The 26389-nt window shown below is 37.6% G+C and carries 26 protein-coding genes and 2 riboswitches; of the genes, 11 read left to right on the forward strand and 15 right to left on the reverse strand.

The genetic code is table 11. From position 1 onward, the window contains the following. The first annotated feature begins 15 nt into the window (after nucleotides 1–15). From NST46_RS18615 to NST46_RS18625, 3 genes are all read left to right on the forward strand, one after another. Entirely contained in the window at nucleotides 16–1305 is a 1290-nt protein-coding gene (locus tag NST46_RS18615) for an extracellular solute-binding protein (protein ID WP_303450216.1), read from the forward strand. Between the two features lie 64 nt (nucleotides 1306–1369). Continuing rightward, nucleotides 1370–2344: a carbohydrate ABC transporter permease gene (locus NST46_RS18620; protein WP_118890284.1), complete on the forward strand. Its 975-nt coding sequence runs from the start codon at nucleotides 1370–1372 to the stop codon at nucleotides 2342–2344. 18 nt (nucleotides 2345–2362) lie between these two features. Next, nucleotides 2363–3172 (forward strand): carbohydrate ABC transporter permease, encoded by an 810-nt coding sequence (locus NST46_RS18625; protein WP_095307476.1) that lies wholly within the window; start codon nucleotides 2363–2365, stop codon nucleotides 3170–3172. A gap of 50 nt (nucleotides 3173–3222) precedes the next feature. Here NST46_RS18625 and NST46_RS18630 read toward each other — a convergent pair whose 3' ends face one another. The 3 genes from NST46_RS18630 to NST46_RS18640 all read right to left on the reverse strand — a co-directional run bounded on the left by NST46_RS18630 (nucleotide 3223) and on the right by NST46_RS18640 (nucleotide 7475). Then, a complete protein-coding gene (locus NST46_RS18630) occupies nucleotides 3223–5724 on the reverse strand; it encodes an NEW3 domain-containing protein (RefSeq protein WP_341137573.1) in 2502 nt (833 codons plus the stop codon). A gap of 294 nt (nucleotides 5725–6018) precedes the next feature. Next, nucleotides 6019–6720, reverse strand: coding sequence for a chitin disaccharide deacetylase (gene chbG, locus NST46_RS18635; RefSeq protein ID WP_095307480.1), 702 nt, complete (start codon nucleotides 6718–6720; stop codon nucleotides 6019–6021). 26 nt (nucleotides 6721–6746) lie between these two features. Then, nucleotides 6747–7475, reverse strand: coding sequence for a GntR family transcriptional regulator (locus NST46_RS18640; protein ID WP_095307482.1), 729 nt, complete (start codon nucleotides 7473–7475; stop codon nucleotides 6747–6749). Between the two features lie 228 nt (nucleotides 7476–7703). On the opposite strand from NST46_RS18640, the gene NST46_RS18645 reads away from it, so the two are divergent. The 4 genes from NST46_RS18645 to NST46_RS18660 are packed head-to-tail and all read left to right on the forward strand — an operon-like array spanning nucleotide 7704 to nucleotide 10957. After that, complete coding sequence (locus NST46_RS18645) at nucleotides 7704–9023, forward strand: 6-phospho-beta-glucosidase (RefSeq protein WP_095307483.1); 1320 nt, start codon at nucleotides 7704–7706, stop codon at nucleotides 9021–9023. Between the two features lies 1 nt (nucleotide 9024). Continuing rightward, the gene (locus NST46_RS18650; RefSeq protein ID WP_095307485.1) at nucleotides 9025–10311 is read left to right on the forward strand and encodes a PTS sugar transporter subunit IIC; all 1287 of its coding nucleotides are present in this window, start codon (nucleotides 9025–9027) and stop codon (nucleotides 10309–10311) included. A 2-nt stretch (nucleotides 10312–10313) separates the two neighbouring features. Continuing rightward, nucleotides 10314–10655: a PTS lactose/cellobiose transporter subunit IIA gene (locus tag NST46_RS18655; RefSeq protein ID WP_095307487.1), complete on the forward strand. Its 342-nt coding sequence runs from the start codon at nucleotides 10314–10316 to the stop codon at nucleotides 10653–10655. Beyond that, entirely contained in the window at nucleotides 10652–10957 is a 306-nt protein-coding gene (locus NST46_RS18660) for a PTS sugar transporter subunit IIB (RefSeq protein ID WP_095307488.1), read from the forward strand. The genes NST46_RS18655 and NST46_RS18660 overlap by 4 nt, the downstream gene beginning before the upstream one ends. A 265-nt stretch (nucleotides 10958–11222) precedes the next feature. Here the strand turns inward: NST46_RS18660 and NST46_RS18665 are convergent, their stop codons facing one another. The 9 genes from NST46_RS18665 to NST46_RS18705 all read right to left on the reverse strand — a co-directional run bounded on the left by NST46_RS18665 (nucleotide 11223) and on the right by NST46_RS18705 (nucleotide 17973). Beyond that, nucleotides 11223–12575: an LLM class flavin-dependent oxidoreductase gene (locus tag NST46_RS18665; protein WP_095307490.1), complete on the reverse strand. Its 1353-nt coding sequence runs from the start codon at nucleotides 12573–12575 to the stop codon at nucleotides 11223–11225. Between the two features lie 56 nt (nucleotides 12576–12631). Further along, complete coding sequence (locus NST46_RS18670) at nucleotides 12632–13480, reverse strand: MetQ/NlpA family ABC transporter substrate-binding protein (RefSeq protein WP_095307491.1); 849 nt, start codon at nucleotides 13478–13480, stop codon at nucleotides 12632–12634. 32 nt (nucleotides 13481–13512) lie between these two features. Then, nucleotides 13513–14163, reverse strand: a complete 651-nt coding sequence (locus tag NST46_RS18675) for a methionine ABC transporter permease (RefSeq protein WP_095307494.1) — start codon at nucleotides 14161–14163, stop codon at nucleotides 13513–13515. Next, nucleotides 14105–15190, reverse strand: a complete 1086-nt coding sequence (locus NST46_RS18680) for a methionine ABC transporter ATP-binding protein (RefSeq protein ID WP_095307495.1) — start codon at nucleotides 15188–15190, stop codon at nucleotides 14105–14107. Before NST46_RS18680 ends, NST46_RS18675 begins: the two co-directional genes overlap by 59 nt. Nucleotides 15191–15222: 32 nt before the next feature. After that, nucleotides 15223–16041, reverse strand: a complete 819-nt coding sequence (locus NST46_RS18685) for a MetQ/NlpA family ABC transporter substrate-binding protein (RefSeq protein ID WP_095307497.1) — start codon at nucleotides 16039–16041, stop codon at nucleotides 15223–15225. Next, nucleotides 16031–16153: a hypothetical protein gene (locus NST46_RS18690; protein WP_285844896.1), complete on the reverse strand. Its 123-nt coding sequence runs from the start codon at nucleotides 16151–16153 to the stop codon at nucleotides 16031–16033. Before NST46_RS18690 ends, NST46_RS18685 begins: the two co-directional genes overlap by 11 nt. A 33-nt stretch (nucleotides 16154–16186) precedes the next feature. Further along, nucleotides 16187–16705 (reverse strand): GNAT family N-acetyltransferase, encoded by a 519-nt coding sequence (locus NST46_RS18695; RefSeq protein WP_251659964.1) that lies wholly within the window; start codon nucleotides 16703–16705, stop codon nucleotides 16187–16189. Beyond that, the gene (locus tag NST46_RS18700) at nucleotides 16698–17708 is read right to left on the reverse strand and encodes an LLM class flavin-dependent oxidoreductase (RefSeq protein WP_095307499.1); all 1011 of its coding nucleotides are present in this window, start codon (nucleotides 17706–17708) and stop codon (nucleotides 16698–16700) included. Before NST46_RS18700 ends, NST46_RS18695 begins: the two co-directional genes overlap by 8 nt. A 100-nt stretch (nucleotides 17709–17808) precedes the next feature. Then, complete coding sequence (locus tag NST46_RS18705; protein ID WP_095307500.1) at nucleotides 17809–17973, reverse strand: DUF2292 domain-containing protein; 165 nt, start codon at nucleotides 17971–17973, stop codon at nucleotides 17809–17811. A gap of 98 nt (nucleotides 17974–18071) precedes the next feature. After that, nucleotides 18072–18174: riboswitch (SAM riboswitch) on the reverse strand. 639 nt (nucleotides 18175–18813) lie between these two features. Here NST46_RS18705 and NST46_RS18710 point away from each other — a divergent pair. From NST46_RS18710 to NST46_RS18720, 3 genes are all read left to right on the forward strand, one after another. Then, nucleotides 18814–19080 carry a DUF1292 domain-containing protein gene (locus NST46_RS18710; protein ID WP_095307502.1) on the forward strand — a complete coding sequence of 89 codons (267 nt, stop codon included), beginning with the start codon at nucleotides 18814–18816 and terminating at the stop codon, nucleotides 19078–19080. A 314-nt stretch (nucleotides 19081–19394) separates the two neighbouring features. Then, complete coding sequence (locus NST46_RS18715) at nucleotides 19395–19898, forward strand: Lrp/AsnC family transcriptional regulator (protein ID WP_095307503.1); 504 nt, start codon at nucleotides 19395–19397, stop codon at nucleotides 19896–19898. Next, nucleotides 19895–21100, forward strand: a complete 1206-nt coding sequence (locus NST46_RS18720; RefSeq protein WP_095307506.1) for an aminotransferase — start codon at nucleotides 19895–19897, stop codon at nucleotides 21098–21100. Before NST46_RS18715 ends, NST46_RS18720 begins: the two co-directional genes overlap by 4 nt. Before the next feature lie 159 nt (nucleotides 21101–21259). Here NST46_RS18720 and NST46_RS18725 read toward each other — a convergent pair whose 3' ends face one another. Both NST46_RS18725 and NST46_RS18730 read right to left on the reverse strand, forming a co-directional pair. After that, nucleotides 21260–22276: an aromatic ring-hydroxylating dioxygenase subunit alpha gene (locus NST46_RS18725; RefSeq protein WP_095307508.1), complete on the reverse strand. Its 1017-nt coding sequence runs from the start codon at nucleotides 22274–22276 to the stop codon at nucleotides 21260–21262. A gap of 129 nt (nucleotides 22277–22405) precedes the next feature. After that, nucleotides 22406–23698, reverse strand: coding sequence for a solute carrier family 23 protein (locus NST46_RS18730; RefSeq protein ID WP_445321744.1), 1293 nt, complete (start codon nucleotides 23696–23698; stop codon nucleotides 22406–22408). A gap of 327 nt (nucleotides 23699–24025) precedes the next feature. Continuing rightward, a riboswitch (purine riboswitch) is annotated at nucleotides 24026–24127 on the reverse strand. Between the two features lie 210 nt (nucleotides 24128–24337). On the opposite strand from NST46_RS18730, the gene guaD reads away from it, so the two are divergent. After that, a complete protein-coding gene (gene guaD, locus NST46_RS18735; protein ID WP_341137574.1) occupies nucleotides 24338–25708 on the forward strand; it encodes a guanine deaminase in 1371 nt (456 codons plus the stop codon). Between the two features lie 108 nt (nucleotides 25709–25816). Here the strand turns inward: guaD and NST46_RS18740 are convergent, their stop codons facing one another. After that, nucleotides 25817–26176, reverse strand: a complete 360-nt coding sequence (locus NST46_RS18740; RefSeq protein WP_341137575.1) for a CHY zinc finger protein — start codon at nucleotides 26174–26176, stop codon at nucleotides 25817–25819. Between the last annotated feature and the right edge of the window lie 213 nt (nucleotides 26177–26389).

Here is a 26389-nt window from a genome sequence, read left to right on the forward strand (position 1 = left end):
TTAGGGGGTTTTATTATGTTTAAAAAGTGGCAATTGACTCTGCTTGCAATATTGTTATCGGTTGTGTTTGCAGCATGTTCTAGTGATGATGAAAGTTCTGCTAATCAAGAAGATGGCGACATCACACTTGAATACTGGCAATACTCATTTGATTCTAAGGTTAACTTAATGGATGAATTAATTGCGGAATTCGAAGAAGCAAATCCTGGAATTAAAGTAAAGCAAACCAATTTTCCATATGATCAATACAATGAACAGGTTGCTGCGCAAGTTCCAGCTGGTAAAGGACCCGATGTTATTAACTTATTCTACGGATGGGTGCCTACCTACGTAGATGCAGGTTACTTACAGCCACTACCACAGGACGCTTTCCCACATGAAGAAATAGAGAGTGAATTCTTTCCATTAGTGGAAGCCACGAAAATGGATGGCGAATATTGGACAATACCAACTTCAGTAAGAACACTCGCACTGTTTTATAATAAGGATTTATTTGAAGAAGCAGGCCTTGATCCTAACTCTCCTCCACAAACATGGGAAGAGCTTGAAGACTATGCCGTTCAATTAACCAAAGCTGATGGTAATGGCCGTCTAGAACAATCTGGAATGGCATGGGAACCAGCACAACAAGGTCACCATTGGCTTAGAGATGGTCTTACACTACAAGCAGGCGGACAAGTATTAAGTGAAGATAGAAAGGAAGTTGTCTGGGCAGATAACCCAGCTGGTTTAGAAGCATTTAAATATTGGTTAAGCTTCCCTACTGAGCTAGGAACATCTGAACAAGGTTTTTATACAGATGATGTGACAGCATTTGTAACGGAAAAAGCTGCAATGAATATTGACGGTTCTTTTAGGGTAGGTACATTGCAAAGTGATGCACCTGATTTAAATTATGCAATAGCACCACTTCCTGGCAAAGACGTACAATCAACAAATGCTTCTTTCTGGACAAATGGGATTACTGCCCGTGTTGAAGGAGAAAAACTAGAAGCAGCCACTAAATTTTTAGAATTCCTAACAAGTGATGATGTTATGGAAAGATGGTTAGATGCAACTGGTGAATTACCTGCAAAAGAATCGGTTGCCATGCAGGATAAATATGTAAACGATGAAATTTATGGTCCTTTTATCGAATCCTTGCCTTTTGCTAATGCGCATTTCTTTGTAGATGAAACTCGGGAACGGGATCTTGTAATAGATGCTGCTAATCGGGTGTTAATGGAAGGTCAAGATCCGGAAGAAGCGTTTAATCAATTAGTAGAAGCTACTCAAAAACTTTATGATGAATACTGGGAAAAATAAGCAATCTTTAACGAAAGGATCAAGGTGACACACCTTGGTCCTTACCACTTAAAGGAGGTGCAGCATGGAGCAATTCAAATCACCGCAGAATCAGAACAATAAAACAACACAAGTTAAAAAGGAAAAAACCTCCCTTCTTCATAAATTTAGAGGGAATCTTAGATATCAAAAATATTTATTTGTATACACTTGTTTATTGCTTCCAATTATATTTTATCTCGGGATCCGAATTTTACCTACTTTATTTACGTTTAACGTGGGATTTAGAGATTGGAACCTTCTTTCAACAGATATACAACCTTTCGTTGGTTTAGAAAATTATGTAACACTATTCCAGGATGAAATCTTTATTAAATCCATTTTTAATACTTTCATCTATATTCTTTTAGGGGTTTCTGGTCAATTATTATTTGGGATAATTGTAGCATTATTACTTCATAAAATTAATCGATTTGTTGGTTTTTTCAGAGTTATCTATTTCATTCCCTATGTAACTAGTATTGTTGCAATCAGTTGGGTATTTCAGTGGATTCTAATGGGTAACGGGATTATTAATGATATATTAGTTAATTTAGGTTTCTCTGCTCAACCATTCTTAAACTCACCAGATCAAGCAATTTATGTCATCATCGCTGCAATGATTTGGCAATCCATTGGTTTTCAAATGGTTCTCTTCTTAGCTGGGTTAGAGAATATACCAGAAATGCTTTATGAAGCTGCTGAAATTGATGGAGCGACCGGTTGGCAAAAATTTTGGTATGTAACGGTTCCTTTACTGAATCCAACGATTGTATTTTCTGCAGTAATTGGAACGATTACCTTTATTCAAGTTTCCTTTACCCAAGTCATTAATATGAGCATGGATGGAAGTGGCGGTCCTTTAAATTCAACCATTTCAGTTGTAGTTTACATCTACCAGCTAGCCTTTAAGCAATTCGATATGGGATTAGCTTCTGCGGCAACCGTTATCTTATTCCTGTTCATACTTGCTTTAACAATTTTCCAAATGAAAGTTTTAACCAAGAAATTTGATTACTAGAATAGGAGGTGTAGAAGGATGAGGTTCCGAAGATTATTGCCGTATGTACTTTTAATAATTGGTTCTGTTATTATGTTGTTTCCATTCATTTGGATGGTTTCTACTTCCTTAAAAGCACCATTCGATATATTTAATTTGAGCATTATCCCAGAAAATCCAACCTTAGCGAATTATATTAAAATTCTTGAGGAAAGCATGTTCATCAAATGGTTTATGAATAGTATTATTGTGGCTCTAATTACGACGATAAGTGTTTTATTTTTTGATACACTCGTTGGATATATAATTGCGAAATTTTCCTTTGTAGGTCGTACGGTTATTTTCATCTTAATATTAAGTACATTAATGGTTCCAACAGAAATGCTAATTATCCCGTGGTATATGATGAGTTCAGAATTTGGATGGACGGACTCCTATTGGGGTGTTCTTTTTCCAGGTCTTATGACAGGTTTTGGAGTGTTTTTAATGCGACAGTTTATGGAACAAATCCCTGATGATTTACTCAACGCTGCACGAGTTGATGGAATGAACGAGTATGCCATCTTCTTTAAAATTGCTGTTCCGCAGGTTTGGCCAGCGATTTCAGCATTAGGCATTTTTACATTCCTTAGTAACTGGAATGCATTTTTATGGCCATTAATTGTCATCGAATCACCTAGTTTACGAACACTGCCGGTTGGACTATCATTCTTTTCTTCCGGCGAAGCTGAATCACAGTGGCATCTCATTATGACTGGAGCAACTATATCCGTTATCCCTTTGATTCTGGTATTTATCCTCCTGCAGCGTCATATCATCAAAGGTATTACCTTAACTGGTATGAAATAAATTACGTTAAAATATCCCAATAGGATTGCTCGAATCCCATTGGGATATTTTTATTCTACTCCATAGCTAATTAGGTTTGTGAATATCCGGTAAGCACCAGGGACTTGATTATCAATTTGACGATAGAATACTAAATTCGTATATAGATAGGTACCCTCGCCATATTCGGCAAGCAAGATCCCACTCGTAAATGGATCTTCATCTGGATCAGCCATACTAACAAATGTCTCATAGCGATTATCCCAATTCATTGGAAAATAGAGCCCTCTTTCTTGTACCCAATTATCCCAGTCATGATTCGTAACTTCATTTGGGTAGTTAAATAACTTGTGCTCGGGCTGGGTTAACGTTACCTCTGCATGCTCATCCGTTACACGCCATTGAATGGACGGATTACCAATTTCTAATGAATATGGAGCGGTTGCATCTATATTCCAGTTGTCATCTGGTTTATGATACTGCACCACATAATGTCCTCCGCCCTCTACATACTCTAGCAATCTTTCATTATTTTCAGCTAGATCAGGTCGGGAAAGATATGCTCTTATTCCAGTAACAATTGCATCATACTGTGTCAAATCACCTGAAGCAAGGTCTGCTTCTGTAAGTTTCATCACGTCCATCCCTGTATCTATTAAATAGTCGGCAACTTCATCAAAACCACTTTCGATATAACCAACTTTTAAGTTATCAGGTAGCAGCAACTCAAATGCAACGGTGTTCACTGTTGCTGGATACTGGAAATACGAATCTTTAATATGGTCATAACTAATTTCCTGAACGGTCGTATTAAAGATTGCTCCATTTGCTTCAGCGACAACATCGAAAGAATAATCGCCTTCTGAAATATCTGATGGAGGGCTAACAGTAAACGTTACCTCTTCCATTTCATGCTGCTCCGTAAATGAAACTTCCTTCTCTACTGGATTACTTGCCCAACCCTCTGGCAGATTTAACGAAACAGTTGCATCTTTCTTGCCGTTATAATAGTTCTTTACTTGAACTTTAACTGGAATTTCTTCTTGTATATCAGCTGTATTAATTGTTAAGTTTTCCGAACTTGGAGCTACACTTAACTCAGGCAAGACGGCAACAGTATGATTAAACTCTATTAATTTACCAGATGTTTGCCCTTTTTCTTTAAATTCAACCTTCCCCATTAGGGTTGACTCGTCATATGGTGTATTGTATGGTTCATCTTCTGGCACCCTTACATCAAAAGTTACTTTCTTGGATTCATTCGGTTTTAAATGTTTCACTTTTTGTGTTTTATCTCTACCCCAGGATTCCGGCGTCACCAGTGTAGCATCAATATGTTTTATTTTCTGATTGCCCTCATTTGTAATCGTCATGGTTACTTGCCCTTTCGAACCGGGTGTTAATACTTCCGTGTCGATCTCCATTTCCACATGAAGGCTGGAAGCTACAAAACTCACCTCCTGTAATTGCTCTTCTTTTAATTCAAGCTTATGAAGTAAATCATTTTTAAAATTGCTTGGCATTTTCGCTTTTCCTACTAATTTTTGAATTCTCTTTACATCCTTATGCGCAGATTGTGATACCGATAAAATCGCTTCTCTATCTGGATAGAGCTCGACAATTTCATCCAACTTTTGCTGTAACTTATTTAATTTCGCTTTCACATTTTTCGCTGGAACAATTTCTGCCCATTCATTAAAGTTGTATGGGATACCCGCAAACAACGCATTCGGATAATCTGTATGAACAGCTTCCTTTATTAATTCTAAGTGTGTTTGTCTGGGTTCGGCTGGAATATCCCTTCCCATCCCTTGACTTTTATGCATATATCTTGACTCTTCACCCAGCTGGGGATATGTCATTTCATATACAGGATCATAATCACCAATTTCTATAGAAGTTGTTGCAGTTTCTTCCGATTCAGCAGGTAAATACAACTTTTTTACTTGCCACGTCGATAGTCCCTCTTCTAACTGTTCCGGGAAAACAGTTGGGTCAGCCGCATCTTCAAATGCTTGTTCAGATAAGATCGTTATCGCCCTATGGTGACCATGTTGACTTTCAACATCCCGAAAAGAGGGCATTACAATGTCAGGCTGATAAGTTCGAATGAATCGAATAAAGCGTTCGTAGGTTAATTCCTCTCCCCATTTCTCCAGCGTTTCATCTGGGGATTTGGAAAATCCAAAATCATAGATAGGGTCTGATGTAGTCTCACTTAAATGATATGCCTTTACCCCTGTAATTTTTGCTGCTTCAATCATCTCATTACTACGGATAATTCCTAAACCATTATCCAGCTCTGTCCCGATCTCATTCTGTCCTCCTTCACCCCGATTCGCAATTAAGCTTGAAGTTTTCACACCCAACCCTCGAGATAAGTAAGCAAGAAAATCACTGCGTTCATCATCTGGATGTGCTCCTGTGTTTAAAAATGTCACTGTAGTATTTAGTGGTTTTACTGCATTCCATAGTTCAACATCATGATGAACATCTTCCTTCGCATTACCTTTTAAAGGAATTAAAGATACGATAAGCAGTAGAATCAACAAGTAATAAAGCACCTTTTTCATTTAATGTAACCCCTTTCATTATTAGGTTGATACTTAAAACCAACTACCTCCTTTTCACATTAGGGTTAGTTAGTAATCTAAACTTACTAACTTTTCTGAATTAACTTCTCATAAAAACAATATCAATTTAATACTTCATTGTAAATATTAGATTTGTCCTATTTTTCTAATAACAAGAGGCGTAAAGTGGTATAAAAGGATGCAATTGAACATAAAAAATCTTGATATAGAAAAAACTAAATAACCTTTCTATATCAAGATTCAATCATTGCTCTATCCTATTTATTGGTTATTTCAACTACAATCCTCTACCCAATTAGGCACTTGTAAACCACATAGTATCTCAAGTTCCTGTTCTCTTTTCTCTATATAAGAACTAAATTCTTTGAGATCTTCATCAATGATCGCTGGATGTGTCATTACTTCAACGGAAGTCGTGTCTAGCTGCTGTAATTTATTAAAGATTTCATAATCAACACCCTCACCGTAAAAATCCAGCCACAGTGTTTCCGTAAGTAGGATTTCAGGGTTTCCTTTTAATGATTCTACATAGCGAACAGGCACGTTGTATCGCTGAGCTAATTTAACAACCACTTCTTTCAATAGGCCCCATCCATGTATATGGTGATGGCTGTCAATGTGATGAAGGGGCAGACCTGTAGCTAAAAATGCATCGATCTGTGCACACCATTCTCGCTCTACTGCATCTACATCAACGTCTTCCACTTCCAAAAATGTATTTTTAAATTTAAAAAATCCTTGATTATCGAGAAGTGACGGGACATTCCCACTAATCGGTTTACCCCAGGTTAGCACAAGATGAATACCTATATTTAGCATTGGATACTTTTTTGCTTGTGAAACCGCATAATCTACTGCTTTTCCGTTCATCATTAAAGTTGCCGAGCTGACAACTCCATCCTTATACGCCTTAATAATTCCATCCGTCACACCTTTTGTTAATCCAAAATCGTCTGCATTAAACAACACTTTCATCGATAGTCCCCCTTAAATACTTCTGATTATTCTCCCGTTGGGTAATTCCGCTCAATCATGAAATTAGTTTTATCACCACGGAAGAATGAACGTGAAAATTCTACTTTTTTGCCCTTATCGTCTTCGGCAATTGTTTCGATATAAAAACATGGTGTTCCTACTTCACAGCCTAAATGCGAACAAGAACGTTCATCTGCAAGTGTTATCTCAATTTGTTCAGTTGTTTTGGCGATGTGAACATGGAATTCTTCTTTTAATGACGCATACAAAGATGTTTCTGCATGTTCTTTCATTATCCCCGGGGCAATATCCCACGGAATATAAGCTATTTCATATTGTGTTGGTTCCCCATTTGCCTTGCGAACCCGTTCAATTCGCTGAATTGGATCATTTATAGATACATCAAGGGATTGCTGCATAATTTCATTTGCCGGAATAACATGAATATCTATTAAAGTTATCTCTGCTTTTTTACCCTGAACAGCAATCTGATCACTATATCGCTTCACAGTCTGGGACAGTGTCTGCTTCACTTTTTGTTCAGCAACAAAAGTGCCCTTCCCCTGCTGCCGTACTAAATAGCCTTCAAGAGTAAGCTGATTTAGAGCTGTTCTCACAGTGGTTCTACTAACATTAAAGTCCTTACAAAGTTCCAATTCCGGAGGTATTTTTTCTCCCTTTTTATATTCATTTGACTTAATACGATTCAATAATTCTTCTTTTATATAGGCATGCAGTGATTGGTTTTTTTCCATGTCTGTACTCCTTCAAACATTGTATATATAAAGTGTACAAGATATAAGATATAATGACAATACTTATAAATGTAATTACAATTATAAAAATATGTATGGACATCATAATAATTGTATGATACATTTTTATTACAGTTAAGCATATAACTTATCACAAAGAAGTTAATGCGCCATAAAAGCGACTAATTTTAAAGCGTTTCCAAATACATCATAAGGAGTTCAAACAAAATGACACTAAAATTAGTAATTATCGGTGGAGGATCTAGTTATACACCAGAAATTATTGAAGGTATTATTCGTCGTCACGATTCATTTCCTGTAACAGAAATCGTTCTTGTTGATATTAAAACAGGGCAAAAAAAATTAGAAATTATTGGGGATCTATCATTACGAATGATCGAGAAATCGGCAAAATCTATTAAACTATCATGGACATTAGATCGAAAAGAAGCACTAAAAAATGCTGATTTTGTTTCAACTCAAATTCGTGTTGGTGGTTTAGAAGCTCGTTCTAAAGATGAGAGAATCCCTTTGAGTCATGGATTTATCGGACAAGAAACGAACGGTGCTGGCGGAATTTTTAAAGCTTTTCGTACCATTCCGGTATTAATGGAACTTGCTGAAGATATTCATACAATTTGCCCAGATGCATGGATGATCAATTTCACCAACCCGGCTGGAATTGTAACCGAGGCACTGTTGAAGCATTCAGCACATCAGAAGGTGATTGGTGTATGCAACATTCCGTTTAACATGCGTCATTCAACCGCAGAAATTTTAGGGGTATCACCAGACGATGTAAAAATTCAATTTATTGGTATGAACCATTTCGTGTTTGGTCAAAAAGTATTCGTCAATGGGATGGATCGCACAGAAGATGTTCTGGAGAAACTAGTTGGGGATCATTTTGATTATTCACCAGCTAACATTGTAAATCTTGGGTGGTCCAAGACCTTTATCGAATCAACTAGACTGCTGCCTAACCCGTATCATCAGTATTACTTCCAAACCAAAGACGTTCTTGAGAAAGATCTGCAAGCCTATAAAGAAAACGGCACTCGTGCAGAGGTAGTACAACAATTAGAAGAATCGTTGTTTGAACTATATCGTAACCCGGAATTGCGTGACAAACCGAAAGAGCTGGAAAAACGAGGAGGTGCATTTTATAGTGATGTAGCATGTAGTTTGATGGATTCTATCTATAACAATAAGGAAGATATTCAAACAGTCAACACATTTAATAATGGTGCAATCCCAGATCTTCCAAATGATGCAGTAATTGAAGCCAATTGTATCATTACAAATCATGGTCCTAGACCAATTTCTGTTGGAGCATTACCAGCAACAATAAAAGGATTAGTCTATCAAATGAAGGCATTTGAAGAACTTGTCATTCGGGCTAGTATCTCAGGGGATTACAATGATGCTTATACAGCTTTATTAATGAATCCACTAATTGGCAATGAAAAGCGTAGTAAAGTTTTACTTGATGAGCTATTAGAAGCACATAAAGCTTATTTACCACAATTCAATTCAAGGGGGAATTAGAATGAACAATAAGTTTATGCAAAAATTTATTGAAATTGCCGGACGCATCGGCGCACAGCGTCACCTTGTGGCGATTCGTGATGGTTTTGTTGCCATCATGCCATTAATTATCGTTGGCTCACTTGCAATATTGATTAATAACTTTCCGCCGCTTGGCGAGCTTAACTTTGTAGAGTGGATGAATGGAATATTTGGTGAAGGCAATTGGCAAGCAGTTGGGGGAAGTATTTGGAATGGCACATTTGCTGTACTAGGTCTATTAATTGCGTTTTCTATCGCTTATAATTTAGCTAAGTCCTATGAAGTTGATGGACTATCTGCAGGTTTAATTTCAGCTGCAGCCTACATTATGCTTGTGCCAGAAACACCTGATTGGGGCTTGAGCTTTGCTTGGTTAGGTGCCCAGGGATTATTTGTAGCTATCATTATCGCACTCGTGCTTACGGAGATATTCCGATTTCTCGTTAAATCCAAATTCACAATAAAAATGCCAGAAGGTGTTCCTGATGGTGTCGCAAGATCATTCACAGCACTTATTCCAGCTACAATTATATTAATCATCGTAGGATTCTTCCAAGCTATGATGAATGTTTTTGCAGAAATAAGTATATTTGAATTAATCTTTAATGTCATTCAAGAACCGCTTCAAGGGCTTGGTAACACATTACCGGCAGCAATAGTTGTTTCATTCCTTAATCATTTACTATGGTTCTTTGGATTACACGGCACAAATATTATCGGCTCTGTTATTGAGCCTGTATATTTACCACTAATCCAAACAAACTTAGAACTGTTCCAGGGTGGAATGTCCGCATTTGAAGTACCTTATATTGTTACGAAGCCCTTCTTAGATTCGTTCGTATTTATGGGAGGATCTGGAGCAACTATTGCATTACTGATCGCTATCTTTATCGTCATTCGGCATGAAAAAAATCATCCGTATCGAGAAGTTGCAAAGCTTTCTGCACCAGCAGGATTATTCAATATCAATGAACCAGTTATTTTTGGATTACCGATTGTGTTAAACCCTGTCATGTTAATTCCGTTTATTTTAGTACCTGTTACATTAACCGTAACTTCTTATATCGCACTCGCGACAGGTATTGTACCAAAAACAGTAGCTATTCTACCGTGGACCACACCACCAATATTGAGTGGTTATCTTGTAACAGGTGGAAGCTGGCGTGGCATTGCACTACAATTATTTAATTTGACACTTGCTGTATTAATGTATATTCCATTTATAATGGCAGGCGTTAGAGCATTAAAACAACGAATGGAGGGCTAATCATGTCCACAACAACAGAAGAAATGCAAATGCTTTCATTTAATATCATTTTACACGCGGGAAATGCTCGATCACATGCGATGGAAGCAATTGCACTTGCAAAAGAATATAAATTTGTAGAAGCAAATAAAAAAATCGAACAAGCAGAAGAAGAATTCAACGAAGCTCATCATATCCAAACCGACTTACTACAAAAAGAGGCAAATGGTGAGAAAAATAATATAACGGTCATTCTCATTCATGCACAAGATCACCTGATGACAGCAATGACGGTGAAAGATCTTGCCTTGGAGATGATTGATATGTATAAAAAAATGGAAGCAATTGAGGAGGCTAACCAATGAAAATTATCCTTGTTTGTTCAGCAGGTATGTCAACATCCATGCTCGTAAAGAAAATGAAAGCATCTGCTGATGAAAGAAATCTAGAGGTAAATATAGAAGCAGTAGCAGAATCTCAGCTTAAAAATAACTTAGAAAATCTCGATGTCGTATTAATTGGACCACAAGTACGCTATCTCGAGAAAAAAATTAGAGAACAAGTAGAGCCTAGAGGAATTAAAGTAGATATCATCGACCAATTAGCATATGGTATGATTCAGGGAGATAAGGTGTTGGATCAGGCAATCCATTTAAATAATAAGTAATTAAAAGCAGCTTGTTTATGAACTACTTTTACCTTCAACCTTATTCAAGCATTCTGTAAGATAATCAACTATCGAGGAAATTAAAATTGCGATGGATGTAGACAACAAGAATTGGAAACCAGTGCACTCAAAACAATTGGAAGATTTTAAAGGAAAAGCCATAGAAGTAACTATGACTTCTCCCTTAGTTGTTACACACACTGACTTTTGATACCAAAACAGCCTTGAACTAATGGAATCTAGATTCAAGGCTGTTTTAATTTAGTCATAAATTTATAGTGTTTTTCATTCTTCCCTTTACAAACCGATTTTCCGGTACCTTTAGACCAAGATGATCGCGTAACGTATCACCTTCGTAATCCAGTCGAAATAAATCTCTTTCCTGCAATAGTGGAACTACCAATTCAACAAAATCTTCCAAATCCCTTGGTAACAGAGGAAATTGAATCATAAAACCATCTGTCGCCTTTTCCTTAAACCACTTTTCCATCTCGTTTGCTACTTGAGTTGGTGTACCAATAAATCCGTCTCTTCTAGCTGCGCCGAAAAATCTTGTATAGAGATCTCCAACCTTTAGGTTCTCTTTGTCAATAATCTTTTTCATTTCATTGAATTGACTTTGGATACTATTTACTTTTGGAAATTCCACTTCTTTCGCTAGCGTATCTAGGGAGTATTTTGAGAAGTCCACATTTCCCATATATCCGGAAACAAATTTCAAACTTTCATATGGATCAATCAGTTTTTGTAACTCATTATATCTTTCATGTGCGATTTCTTCCGTTTCACCTACAATTGGCGAAATTCCATGGAGTATATGAAGTTCCTCTTCACTCCTGCCATAATCCGTTAATTGTGATTTTAATGTTTGATAAAATTCTTTCGATTCTTCGATACTATCCCAATGGGTGAAAACAACTTCCGCAGTACGGGCTGCAAGTCGTTGCCCTGGAATAGACGCCCCTGCTTGAATAACTACTGGCTGACCTTGATTCGACCTCGCAATGTTTAATGGGCCTTTTACAGAGAAAAATTTCCCTTTATAATGAAGCTCATGTACTTTATCAGAATCAAAGAACTTCCCTGTTTCTTTGTTATATAAAAAAGCGTCGTCCTCCCAAGAATCCCATAATCCTTGCACAACATCAACGAACTCCTCAGCTCGTTCATATCGGTGATCATGTTCCCAATGCTTTTCTCGGCTAAAGTTTAATGCCGTTTGTCCAGTCGCATCGGCAGTCGTCACAACATTCCATGCAGCACGACCTTCACTTATATGATCTACAGAAGCGAACTGACGCGCAAGTGTATATGGTTCGCTGTATGTTGTAGAGGCTGTGGCCGCAATACCTATTTTCTCCGTTGCCGCAGCCAAGGCTGTTATGAGTACAATCGGGTCAAATCGGTTGACGATTTGTGGATGTGATTCATGGTTGATCGCTAAACTATCCGCAACAAACGCAAGATCAAATTTTCCCTTTTCAGCAATTTGTGCTAGTTTTTGCAAGGCTTTCACATCAATACTCGCATTTGGATTTGATGCTGGATGCCGCCATGAGGAAACATGCATACCCGTTCCAATTAAATATGCCGCTAATTTTAGTTGTCTTTTTATCACTTTTTTCTCTCCCTAACCATTTTCTAATACTTCTTGGGTAAAATCAGTACCCGTTCTTAATTGCTCGAATAGGCTTCTTTATACGTACTTAATTCCTCTAAAGTAATACTTGTTGGAAGATAGTTTCCTTTATACGTTTCCTCAATAAACTCAGCTGTCTGTTCTGATTGATAGATTTCAACTATCTTTTGAAACGTTTCATTCTCTTTATCTTGTTCCCTAGCTGCAATAACATTTATATACGGTTTTGCAGTTTGACTTTCATGAATAAGCGCATCTTTTAATGTTAGGCCTGCCTCTAATGAGACTCCGTTATTTATGACCGAACCAGCTGTATCTTCCATTACGCGAGGTGCATTTGCACCGTCCACTGGGACAATTTCAATGTTTTTTGGATTTTCCTTAATTTTATCTTTTCCACCATTTCCATCAAAGTCATCCACAACCGTTAACAGTCCCGCTTCTTGTAATAGTAGCAATGCCCTTCCCCAGTTAGGTGCATCATTTGGAACAGCAATTTGTGCTTCATCCGGGATATCACTCACAGCATCATACTTACTAGAATACAACCCAAGTGGAGCAATAATTGTTGTTCCAATTGGAACAATATCCGAATTCGTATTGTCATTAAATGAATCTAGATATGCTACATGTTGAAATGCATTTATATCAATATCCTCTTCAATCAGGGCTTGGTTTGGATCATATGCAGATGAGAAATTGACAATTTCAATTTCCAGCCCTTCTTTATCTGCTTGTTCCTTTAAATATTCCCAAGTTCTAAGTTCAGAATTTCGAATACCAACCTTTACTTTTGATTGTTCACCTTCTGCGCTTGTATCATTTGAACATGCAACTAATAACACACCTAAAACTAGAAATATAGGAAACATCCATTTTTTCATTATTTACACCCCTCACTGATTTATTCGATTCCTTACACTCTTCTTGCCTTTCGTTCTAGTTTATTTCCTAACCCTTGAATTCCTTGAACGAGAATCACTAAGATAATAACAGTTACTAGAATCGTAATCGTACTAAAACGCTGATAACCATATGTTATTGCAACATCGCCTAAACCTCCGCCACCAATCGCACCTGCCATTGCTGTCGCTCCTATTAATCCAATAGTTGCTGTCGTTATACTTAAAATTAATGAAGAAAAGGCTTCCGGCATTAAAAAACGATAGATTATTTGAAGTGGTGTCGCTCCCATCGATTTTGCTGCCTCAATAATTCCTTCGTCCACTTCTAATAACGAATTTTCTACTAGCCTTGAAAAATAGGGCCCAATATGAAGCACAAGTGGAACAATTGCCGCCGTCGTTCCGATAGATGTCCCTACAATTAGTCTAGTTAAAGGAATAATTGCTACGAGAAGAATAATAAATGGAATCGACCTAAAGATATTAACAATTGGATTCACGATTGAAAAAATAAAACGATTTTCCAGGATATGTCCTTTTCTAGTTACAACTAATAAAATCCCTAAGAAAATTCCGATAATCCCTCCAAAAAAGAGTGAAACACTAACCATGTAAAGCGTTTCCCACAAAGCATTCACGATCAACTCTGTACTTACTTCCATCTTCCAAAACCTCCTTTACTTCAATATTTTGACTTTGACTAATGATAAATGCTATTCCCCGTTTAATTTCATAGTCATCACCAATTAACTCAACAATTAAATTACCGAAAGGAATACCTTGCAACTCCGTAATATTTCCAAACAGAACGTTAATTTCCACATTATATATTTTCGCTGTTTTCGAAACGATTGGTTGCCCGGAGTCCGTTCCAAAAAATTCAATTTTGAAGATACGACTGTCATCATTATTATCTTTTAATAGTCGATACACACTTTCCGGTACTTCATCTTGAACAACTGATCTGACAAAGTTTCGTGTCGTATCAGTTTTTGGTTGAGCAAAAATATCAAACACATTTCCCGTTTCAATTACATGGCCATCTTCCATTACCGCAACCCGATTACAAATTTGTTTTATGACTTCCATTTCATGGGTGATTATTAATATCGTAATCTTGTATTCCTCGTTTATCCGTTTTAATAAATTTAAGATGGATGTTGTCGTTTCCGGATCTAGTGCCGATGTAGCTTCATCGCATAATAATATGGAAGGATTCGTTACTAGTGCTCGAGCAATTCCAACACGTTGCTTTTGGCCACCAGATAACTGATCGGGATAATTGTTCGCCTTCTCCTCTAATCCAACAAAACGAAGGATTTCATATACTTGCTCTTTTACTGCTTTCTTATTATATCCACTTAGAAATAATGGCATAGCCACATTATCGAAAACCGTTTTGGAGTTTAGAAGATTAAAATGTTGGAATATCATACCAATATCTTTCTTAGCTTGTCGTATTTCATTTTCAGACAGTTTTGCCAGATTTCTTCCTTCGACAATAACCTCGCCCGATGTGGGATATTCTAACAAATTAACGGTGCGAATCAGCGTACTTTTCCCAGCTCCACTGAAGCCGATAACTCCAAATATATCACCTTTTTCAACAGTCAATTGAACATCACTTAATGCCTCAACTTTCTTTCCTCCACTATCAAATACTTTTGAAACCTGGTTAAATTCTATCAATATACACCCTCCTATTCACGTAGTACATTTCATCAAAATGCAGGAACGACTGCACCTTCGTATTCTTCCAGTATAAACTCCCTAACCTTTTCCGTTGTTAATGCTTCAGCAAGCTTTTGGATCAATTCCGTATCCTTGTTGTCAGTACGAGACACTAAAACATTGACATATGGTGAATCAACGCCTTCAATAATTAATGAATCTTCTAGCGGTTTAAGATTAGCTTCTAACGCATAGTTTGTATTAATTGCAGAAGCATCTACATCATCAAGTGAATGAACTAAGAGTGGTGGGTCAACCGGAACGAATTCTAAGTTTTTATTATTCTCAGTAATGTCTTCCAGTAAATAATCACCTGATTTTTCATCATCCAGTTCAATAATTCCATTTTCTTCAAAGAGTATGAGTGTTCTTGAGAAATTGGAAGGATTATTCGGAATTGCTATTTGTGCTCCATCAGATAAGTCGTCGATTGAATTGATCTTTTTCGAATACACCCCAAATGGTTCAATGTGAATCCCTTCCACCACTACTAAATCTAATCCACTGTCCTTGTTGACTTGGTCTAAATACGGCGTATGCTGAAAGAAGTTTGCATCTAAATCCCCATCTGCTGTCTGTTGATTTGTTTGAATACCGTCTGTTGTATTCACTATTTCTAGTTTCACACCATCCGCTTCCAAATCTGGTGCAATAAACTCCAAAATTTCCGCATGTGGTACAGAAGCAGCACCAACTTTCAATGTCACTTGCTCATTTTCGGAAGCTGTCCCTGTTTCATTTCCGCAACCTGCTGTCACAAACAATCCCACCGTTATAATCGTTAAAAGAAAAACCCTTCTAATTTTCATTTTCTGCACTCCTATTTTTCAAATTGTATTTTTCAACCTGTTTCACTGCAGGAACCTTGTTTAAGCTTGCTTTCTCATCTTGATTAACTCCATTATTAAATTTAGCGTTCATTCAACTCTGATCGAGACATGCTAATGTACTCCTCTAAATATCTAACCTGTAACATTTCGATAGAATATTTCTTCTGGAAAAATCCTTTGACTCATCCCGTTCGAATCCCAGCTTTTCATAAATTTGTATAGCACTTGCCATGAAGTCGGTCGTATGCAAATATACGTTGGACTCTCCAAGAGCTTGAGCATCATTGATGACGGCTTTTAATAGCGCTTGGGCAACACCACGACCTCTTGCACTAGGGTGAACTCCGAGTAATCTAATGATAGGTGCTTGAATTTGAAGTTCTGGTTTTTCATATGCTTTTTCCGCAGAACGAAATAGCTGCAAGCTGCCTAGGATATCCTGATTAATTTTAGCTACAAGAATTTTATCTACATTTGGATTATCAATAGATGAGACAATCCGTTCTGAATAGTCCTTCCACCCTTGTGGGGTGAAATAAGCCTCGTACTGTTGATAGCTATCGATCAAAACGCGACGAACTATTTCAATATCCTCTCTAACCAATTCATTGACAATGATTGGATTGCTCATTAATTTACGCATTGCTACCCCCTATACATACCTTTTCAAGTGGACGCATTAATTGGAAAGAACGAAAACGCTCTGTTTTTTTTCGAATTGGCGTATGCAAAATAAATTCATCTACCTGGTATGCATGATGAAGCCTTGTTAATTCTTCGCTTACATATTCTTGCGTTCCAGCAATTATATCCGCTGCTTTTTCTTCTATTTCAAATGGTCCTCCTGCTTGTTTTTTAAATGCCTGTACTTGCTCTTTCGATTGGACGGTTAATGTCCGCCCATCATGAAGGTGAAGTGTGAATAATTTATGATCTTCTACTAACTTTTCTGCTTCTTCTTGGGTTGGTGCTGCAAGTGCGGCCAAAGCTACAATAAATTCCCCTTCATTAAAATTCCGTTTAAAAGTTTGAGCAGCTTCTTTAAGCTTCTTTTCATCGCTATTTAAAAATTTTGCAAAAACAAAATTAATCCTTAAATCCGCGGCGATCTTAGCACTATTTGCACTTCCGCCGAGCAAATAAATTTCAGGTTTCTTATCTGGCCTTGGTAAAGCTTGGATGCCTGACAGTGGGTGATCATGCTCAACGGAATCGTCTACTAATCTTTTCAAAAAATTTAAACGCTCATTAAAATCTTTTCCATCATTTCTTTTTCCATTTTGTAATGCTCTCGTTGATAATGGAAATCCACCAGGTGCTTTCCCAATACCCAGATCTACCCTTCCAGGGGCAAGCGTCGCTAAGACATGAAAATTCTCTGCAACCTTATACGGACTATAATGTTGTAACATAACTCCCCCCGATCCTATTTTTATTGAATTTGTTCGTGCTAACAAGTGTGACATTAATACTTCGGGTGATGAACCAGCTACCTGTTCCATATGGTGATGCTCAGACACCCAGAAGCGAGCGTAACCCCATTCTTCCGCTTTTATCGCCAATTGAATGGTGTGTTGAAGTGCATCAGCAGCTGTCTTTCCTTTGAAAACTGGACTTTGATCAAGAATTCCTAGTTTATATGTCATTCATTTTCCTCCAATTTTTTTACACCTATTTAATTGCAAAAGGCAGCTTTCCATTCCGGTCGGAATAGAAGGCTGCCTTTAGTTGTCTAATCGGCATTCCTTATTTAGTTCGTTGTTTTTTTTCTTGTGCTTGGTAACGTTTTTTCTCGGTCGTTTCAATTTGTGTAACTTCATCATCATGAACGGTTATGATTAAAGATCCAAATTTAAGTTTTTTTAATTCAGATATGATGTCTGTAATTTTCTTGTCATCCACACTTGCCACAGGATCTCCCCCTTTAACGGAATGATTATACAATAGAAAAATTAAAAAACCTCTTCTACGCAAATAAGAAGAGGTTTTGTCATGTATAAACATGGCTCTTCTTATCTGCCAAGCACATAGGCTTGCTGGAATTGGCACAGTACTGAATAGTCTGTTGCCGAGGTTTCAAAGGGCCAGTCCCTCCACCTCTCTGGATAAGAAAATAAATGATTTAGTTTTTAAGAAGAATAGTTGCAATGTGTTGTACGTATTAAACTCAAAGGACTCACCTACATCCTTCGATAAAGTCAATCCAATTCTAATATTTTAAATATTAGCACTCATGGAATCGCCTGTCAAGAGCAAATAACAAATTCACCATAAATTCCGATGTGAATGCTTGTATATTAATTTAATAGACCATTGAGACAGGATTCCATTGAACAGACCCATTAAAAAAGCCAACTTATTCGGTAACATTCTCCGCACCTTATCTCCATGGTAGGAGAAAATCTAGCTGCTGGCCAAGCAAGCTGTATTTTTGCCATGAAGGATTGATAAACTCACTCGTCCACCGTGAAAACAAATTGCATAAAGATTTTCAATCACTCGCAGGCGGGGTTTCATTTAATACCGCATCACTACCATGTAACAAAGTCAACTCTCTATATCTCACCCTCACCTTGTATAGCGAAAGCGGAGATTTCTAACATTACTTTCCGATCATATATGATTCATCCATCCGTTCTTTACTACCTTTCGAGAAGATCGTTGCTTAAATTTGCATTATTTCCATACATGAAGTAAAACTTAAGAAAGCTATTACAAATTCATTCTAGATGAGGAAACGGAGGGTAATGTATGGATAAAATTGAAGTTGGTGAAGTTTTTACAATTAGTGATGAAACAGATGTTGATCAGGAAGTAGAAGTACTTGCCAAGGTTACATTGGAAAATATAGATTACGTCGCAGTCAGCTTTTTAGAAGATTTGCAAGAGGATAGTGATGAGGACATTGATATCTTCTTTCTCAAAATCGATGATGATGGTGAATTATCTGCAATTGAAAGTGATGAAGAGTTCGATAAAGTATCCGAGGCATTTGATCAAATCCTAGAAGAAGATTAACAAAAGGAGCGATAATCTCTTAGATAGAGGGATTATCGCTTTTTTTCAAGGCTTAGAACTCTATATCCTATTAAACAGGCGTTTCCATATTACTGACGGAACCTATAAATCACATCATTTTATAACCTACAGATTAGAATAATTATAGTACGAATAATTCTAAACTGATAGAGGGATTTGGAAGTACGCGTTTTTCTATATAGAATCAAAAAACCTTAAATTTTAGTTTTGATTACAGTCCAAAAATGATATAATTTCATCATTGCTTCGTTTAATTAATGTTACAAATTAACAGCAATGGAAGGCGGATTGGAATGAAACTAACAAAAGAGGAATTAAATATTTTATCGATACTTGAAGAAAACCATAATGTATCAACAGAATCCATTGCATTGCAGCTTGGAATAAGTGAAGAACAAGCACAAATGACCATCCGAAAACTAGAAGATGAAAAAATTATTGTTAGCTACCCAACACTTATTGATTGGAATAAAATAGAGGGAAAAGAAACAATTGTAGCAATGATTGATGTTAAAGTAACACCAGAACGTGGTGTTGGCTTTAATGAGGTAGCTGAACAGATTTACCGCTACCCAGAGGTTCAATCACTGTACCTTATGTCAGGTACCTATGATTTATCTGTAACCGTTGAAGGTAAAACAATGAATGAAATTGCAGCTTTTGTATCCAATAAATTAGCTACAATTGAAAATGTCGTATCCACTACAAGCCACTTTATGCTAAAGAAATACAAGCATGATGGCGTAATTATTGAAGGAAATGATGATAAAGATCGGAGAATGGTGATTACCCCATGAGTATAGACTTTCAAAACTACTTATCAACTACAGCAAAAGGATTAGAACCATCTGGAATACGAAAATTCTTTGACTTAGCAGCAAGTATGGAGGATGTCATTTCACTTGGTGTTGGAGAACCAGACTTTGTTACACCGTGGAATATTCGCGAGGCAACAATTGAAGCACTAAAAGACGGTCACACATCGTATACAGCAAATGCCGGGTTATTAGAATTGCGTCAAGAAATATCTAATTATTTGAAAAGAAATTTTAAACTTAGCTATCAACCAGAGGACCAGGTCATCGTCACCGTAGGCGCAAGTCAGTCCTTGGATTTAGCATTCCGAGCGATTTTGAATCCAGGAGATGAGGTACTTATTATCGAGCCTGCCTTTGTTTCTTATACAGCGCTTGTAACATTGGCTGGTGGGATTCCAGTCCGCATTGCAACATATGCAGACAACGACTTTAAAGTAACGCCAGAGCAGCTGGAGGCAGCCATAACAGATCGAACAAAAGCAATTTTATTATGCTCCCCTAGTAACCCAACAGGCTCCTGTTTAAATAGAGCAGAGCTAACAGAAATTGCCCAGGTTGTGGAAAAACATGACCTGCTTGTCGTTACCGATGAGATTTATGCAGAGTTGTCATATGATGAGGAATTCACTAGCTTTGCTGCAATTCCTGGCATGTATGATCGTACGATCGTCGTTAATGGATTTTCAAAGGGATTTGCAATGACTGGCTGGCGTTTAGGTTTTCTCGCTGCACCCCGTGAATTTATACAAGTAATGGTGAAAATTTACCAATTCACCACAATGTGTGCACCAACGATGCTTCAGCTTGGAGCACTCGAGGCCTTACGTAATAGTGCGGATCAAGTTGAAAAAATGAGGCAAAATTACTGGAGACGAAGAAATTTCATGGTCCAATCGCTACGCACGATAGGATTGGATTGTCATACACCAGGCGGGGCATTCTATGTTTTCCCTTCTATTCAGAAAACAGGACTCACATCCGAAGAATTTGCCGCTCGTCTTCTGCAAGAAGAAAAGGTTGCCGTTGTACCAGGGAATGCCTTCGGAGCATCTGGAGAAGGCTATATTCGATGTTCCTATGCAGCTTCAATTGAACAGCTCGAGACTGCAATGAAACGAATTGGACGATTTATTCAATCATTAGAATTAAAAGAAGAAAAGGTTTTAGAGAAAGTACGATAAGAATAAAGCAATGTACCTACTTGGTCATCGTAGTAGCACATTGCTTTATTTGTTTCATTTAATTTACAATAAGATCTACATAGAACTCCATATACAATAAAAAACGCCTTACAGATTGTCATTTCTGCAAGACATTTTATTTTTTCGAGGCTATAGTCTCTAGTTCAATACTTTCTTCCGTTTACTTCGTTTCGATTCATCAATCGCTAATGTTCCAGTTTCCACTCCTAGTTCATCCAACCATCTGCGATATGCAATGGTCAACGCGTCTGATTTAAGGTGCATTTCTATTTGCAAGTCTAAAGGAAGCAGTTCTGGTTTTTGACTCTCCACAATATCTAAATCTTGATAGAAAATCGTATCCTGGAATTCAATAAACGAATCATCAGACTGTTCAAGATCATAATTTCTCGTTAATAGCATAAACACCTTCGTTTGTTCGTTATCTTCTTGGTTTACAGTTGCGAGTATCGTCAATGCTTCGTCTGAACCCTCCGTTGTTTTTGTAAAGCGTGCTGTCGTTGGATTAAGAATTTCATAAACGTAATCTGCGTAGCCGCCTTTTGAACGTCCATCTGGATTCGGTTGATACACAGGTATCTTACTTGTAATAAAACGATTATCGATAAAATTCACATCGTAATCAACAATCTCAGCATGGTCTTCATCTCCAAGCATACCTTCATGCACAAACATAAGATGCGACACATCCAGGAAATTTTCAATAATTCTTGGTGCATTTGCTTTTACATCATATGGACCGCAAATAGCAGTACGATATCCCGCTTTATCATATTCCGGATAAGCAATCATTGGATCTGGGTCATCACCCAAATTAACCCAAATCAAACCGAAAGATTCCTGCGCATGGTAAACCGTTGCTCTCGCTTTCTTCGGAATAGGTCTTTCACATGGCAATGCCGGTATTTTCACACATTCGCCAGTATCATTGTATTCCCAAGCATGGTAGGCGCAAACAAGGTTTCCATTCTTTACCTTTCCAAGCGAAAGTGCCGCTCCGCGGTGGATACATAAATCTTTAAATGCATGTACGCCCTTCTCATTACGAAAAATCACGATCCGCTCACCCAAAACAAATACCTGCTGTGGATCTTCTTTTAATTCATCCGCTTTATAAACCGGGTGCCACTGGTTCCATAATCTATCTTGTTGCATAACGATAAACTCCCCTTTTATTTAGAAAACTTAGCATTCGTCAGGAATTCTTAAAAGCGTTATTTTGCTTTATTAGAAGTCCTTGTACTTTGGAGTGCAAGTTGCTCTTTTTTGAAAAATCTTCTATATCTAATTAACGTTTAGTTTTGGTGCTAATCCAGTATCTTCTTTCTTCTCCGGAAGTACTAAATTAAGTATTAATGCTGCAATTGCTCCAATAGCAATTCCAGATGAAACAAAATAAGTTACGATACTTGGAAGGCCATATAAAATATCTGCCGGCATAAGCACCGCAAATAGTGCGAGCATAATTGGAATACCGATCACAAGCATATTCCGTTCTGTAAATGGCGCTTGCTTTACCACTTTAAAACCATTCATCATGATTACAACACAAATAATTGCAAACACACTGCTGATGACTACTGGCGGGATACTAGCAATTACGGTCATAAGCTTTGGCAACATTCCAAACATGAGAAGAAAGACACCACCTGCAATTATCGGTTTCCTACTTTTCACACCAGTGATAGCAATAATTCCTGCATTCGTGGAATAGCCTGTAACTGGTGTGCCACCGAAGAAAGATCCAGCAAAGCAGCCTAGCCCTTCACCAAAAGCTCCGCCGTTTAATCGTTTATCATCCAGCTTTTCTTCCGTAACATTACCTACTGTGAACCACGTTCCAGTTGTTTCAATCATAATAATGAAGTAGATAGCAAGCATAATCAAAATCGCATCCAATTCAAAGGTTGGGGTCCCAAGAGCAAATATACTTGGCATAGCAAACCATGCAGCGTCACGTACCGAAGAAAAATCCACCATTCCAAAGAAAGATGCAACAATTGTACCTATACCCAAAGCTAAAATAACAGATGCAACTTTAATATGTTTCCATTTCGTTTTGGCTTTTTCACCAATGTACATAGAGCTAATCAGTACTGCTACTGTAACAAACGCGATAAAAATGTTTGTATTAAAACTACCTTCCGCGCTATAGATCGAATTGATTGCTGTTGGCATTAAGGAAAAACCAACAACGACGATGACTGTACCTGCAACAATCGGTGGTATGAATTTCCGTACGACCTTACTGAAAATTTTCAATGGATAACCTAATAGTGCGATTAACAAAGCACCTGGTATTAAACTACCAATCATCGCTCCCATTCCAGACGTTGTTCCAATTGCTGCAAGTGCACTGAGTGGCACAAATGATGGTCCTTGCATAACAGGCAGCTTCATCGCGAATCCAGCCTGAATAATTGTTGCAATTCCACAAGCAATAAATGTCATCTGAATTAACAATGCACTATCAGCAACCGAAAAGGATAATAGCCCGGCTAAAATAATCGGCGGAATAAATAAATCCATTGCTAATACATGCTGTAACCCTACAAAAATAGACTTTCCTAATGAAATATCCTCTTTTTTTCTACCTTGCTCATTCTCATTCTTTACTGTCTTTGTCTCTAATTCTCTCACAGCATTCTCCAAGCTCTTATCTCCCTTCGTCTAGTACGTTACTAGATTTTTTTTAAAATTTACTGTAGTGCTTCTCATATAATGGAAACATAGAATAAAAAAAGCTCGAAATACATGCCCCTCTTTGGAGAAAGCAATGTACTTCGAGCTTTAGATATCGAAATACCGTGAAAAGACAAGACTTCAAACAAACCATATTTCATGGTCGCTTGGTACGAGTAACACACTGAACCAAACCTAAAATAGGTAAGTTCCAATGGATGTCTATTCACGATTGCTTCTCATAGTCAGTTTATTTACGGTAAACCGGTAGATACTTGTAGGCCATATCCCTACGATTATATGAAAATAACAATACATATTTTTTAGAATGTTTATAGTATAGCACCCAATTAGACAAAAACAAGACCTAAAAAATAAAAAACAACCTTCCAATAATTTAGACAAATACACTAATTGTTGAATAATGAAGATTATTACTGGCTAAAAAGATATCTTGGATTTCCATAGACGAAGTTATTTTTATGTCTTATAATGACAATCATAATACTAAAATACGAACATTAAGGTGATAATATGAAACATTATATGCAAATATTTCACGGAACTGCTTTTACAAGTAAATCAGCGAAAGAAGTGGAACAGCTAGTAGACTATCTTTTCTGTATTAATGAGGATGGGATAATTGAAAAAGTTGTTGCACCATCAGATTCAGAATATGAAAAACTACTCGATGCCTATAGTGAAGCAGAGAACTTTCATCGTTTAGCAGATGGACAGTATTTACTACCTGGTTTTGTTGATTTACATGTCCATGCACCTCAATGGGCGCAATCTGGAACAGCATTAGACCTCCCACTTTACGATTGGTTAAATACGTATACCTTTCCGGTTGAGTCGAAGTTTTCCGACTTGGATTATGCGAAAAAAGTCTATGAAGATTTAGTCAGCACATTTCTTGCAAATGGTACGACGACTGCCCTTTATTTTGCAACCGTCCATAAGGAAGCTAGTTTGTTACTCGCCAAAATTTGTTCTGAGAAAGGCCAACGTGGTCTAGTTGGAAAAGTTGTCATGGACGATCCCGAACAAAATCCAGACTACTATCGAGATCAAGATACGCAAACCGCGCTTGCCGATACGAAAGAATTTATTTTAGCTGTAAAGGACTTAGCTAAGTCAACAAAACAAGGGGTTTATCCTGTTGTAACGCCCCGGTTTATTCCGAGCTGTACCGATGAAGCATTAAAAGGCTTAGGCGAATTAGCAGCAAAATATGATACACATATTCAATCACATTGTAGCGAAGGTGACTGGGAGCATAATTATGTACAAGATCGCTTCCAAAAGAACGATGCGTTTGCCTTACATGATTTTGGTCTTTTACGTGATAAATCGGTGATGGCACATTGCAATTTCTTAGATGATAACGATGCCGAATTATTTGCTAAAACGGGTACAGCGATTGGTCACTGTCCAATATCCAATGCATACTTTGCCAATAGTGTCATTCCAATCGCACGCTTTCACAAAAAAGGAGTGGATATTGGACTAGGTACCGATATTTCTGCTGGGTCGACACCGAGCATTTTTGATAATGCAAGACAAGCTGTTGTATCATCAAGGATGCTAGAGGATGGTGTGAATACTGCACTTCCAGCTGCAGAACGGGGCGTACCAAATTCACGGATTACGATTAATGAAGCATTTTATTTTGCCACTGCTGGTGGGGGCGAAAGTTTGAGTTTACCAATTGGCAGACTCGAGGAAAACTATGCATGGGATGTACAAATTATCGACACGAAACTATCCACTGCAAAATTACCAATTTTTAATGCAAATGAAGATTTATATGATATTTTCCAGAAAATTATGTACCTCACTCGACCGGAGAATATTCGTGAAGTTTGGGTGCAAGGTGAACGCGTTCATTCACGAGCAAACTAATCATAAAAAAGAGCCTATTTAAACCATTCGGGTTGGGTACCGCCCCCCGAAAGTTAGTTTTCTACTCTAACTTTCGGGGGGCGGTACCGTTGCATAGACTCTTTTTTTCTAACCATCATCCCCATATGGACAAGACGGATGAAAATGTTCGAAATACAAATGATAGTGAAGCGAACAGCCGCTGTTGAATGACGCTTGACAGTTTGGACACGTGTTGTCACTGTTTATATATTGGTTAATTGTCAGCTCTGTCTTGCAGCTTCCACAGAGGATAGCTTTTTCATTGAACTTTTCACGTGGCCAAACCTCTCCCTTCCCACAACCATACGCTTCGTGACATAAATGACAAGGAAAATAACGATTACAGCAATAAAAACGAATAGCGATGATGTCTTTGCCGGTATGATAATGCTGACAGCGTGTTGCTTGATCAATTGCTCCTTGAATATCAAACTCAGAAATCTTCATTTGCCGCCCCCCTTTTTTTGCTATTTTATCACATTTAGAAAGCGGAATGGGTTGGCAGACTATAAAGTGAAATGCAAATAGCCCCCTTCTGTTACGCCGCATTTGCGTTACGCCAGAAAGCGGGCCACGAATCGGGTTTCAAGCAAACCCAATGAAATATTAGGAATAGCCAGTGGCTATGAATGTTAAATCAAAATCACTCGTATCATGACA

Origin of the sequence: Oceanobacillus sp. FSL W7-1309 (genome assembly GCF_038002145.1) — a bacterium.
Lineage (GTDB): Bacteria > Bacillota > Bacilli > Bacillales > Amphibacillaceae > Oceanobacillus > Oceanobacillus profundus.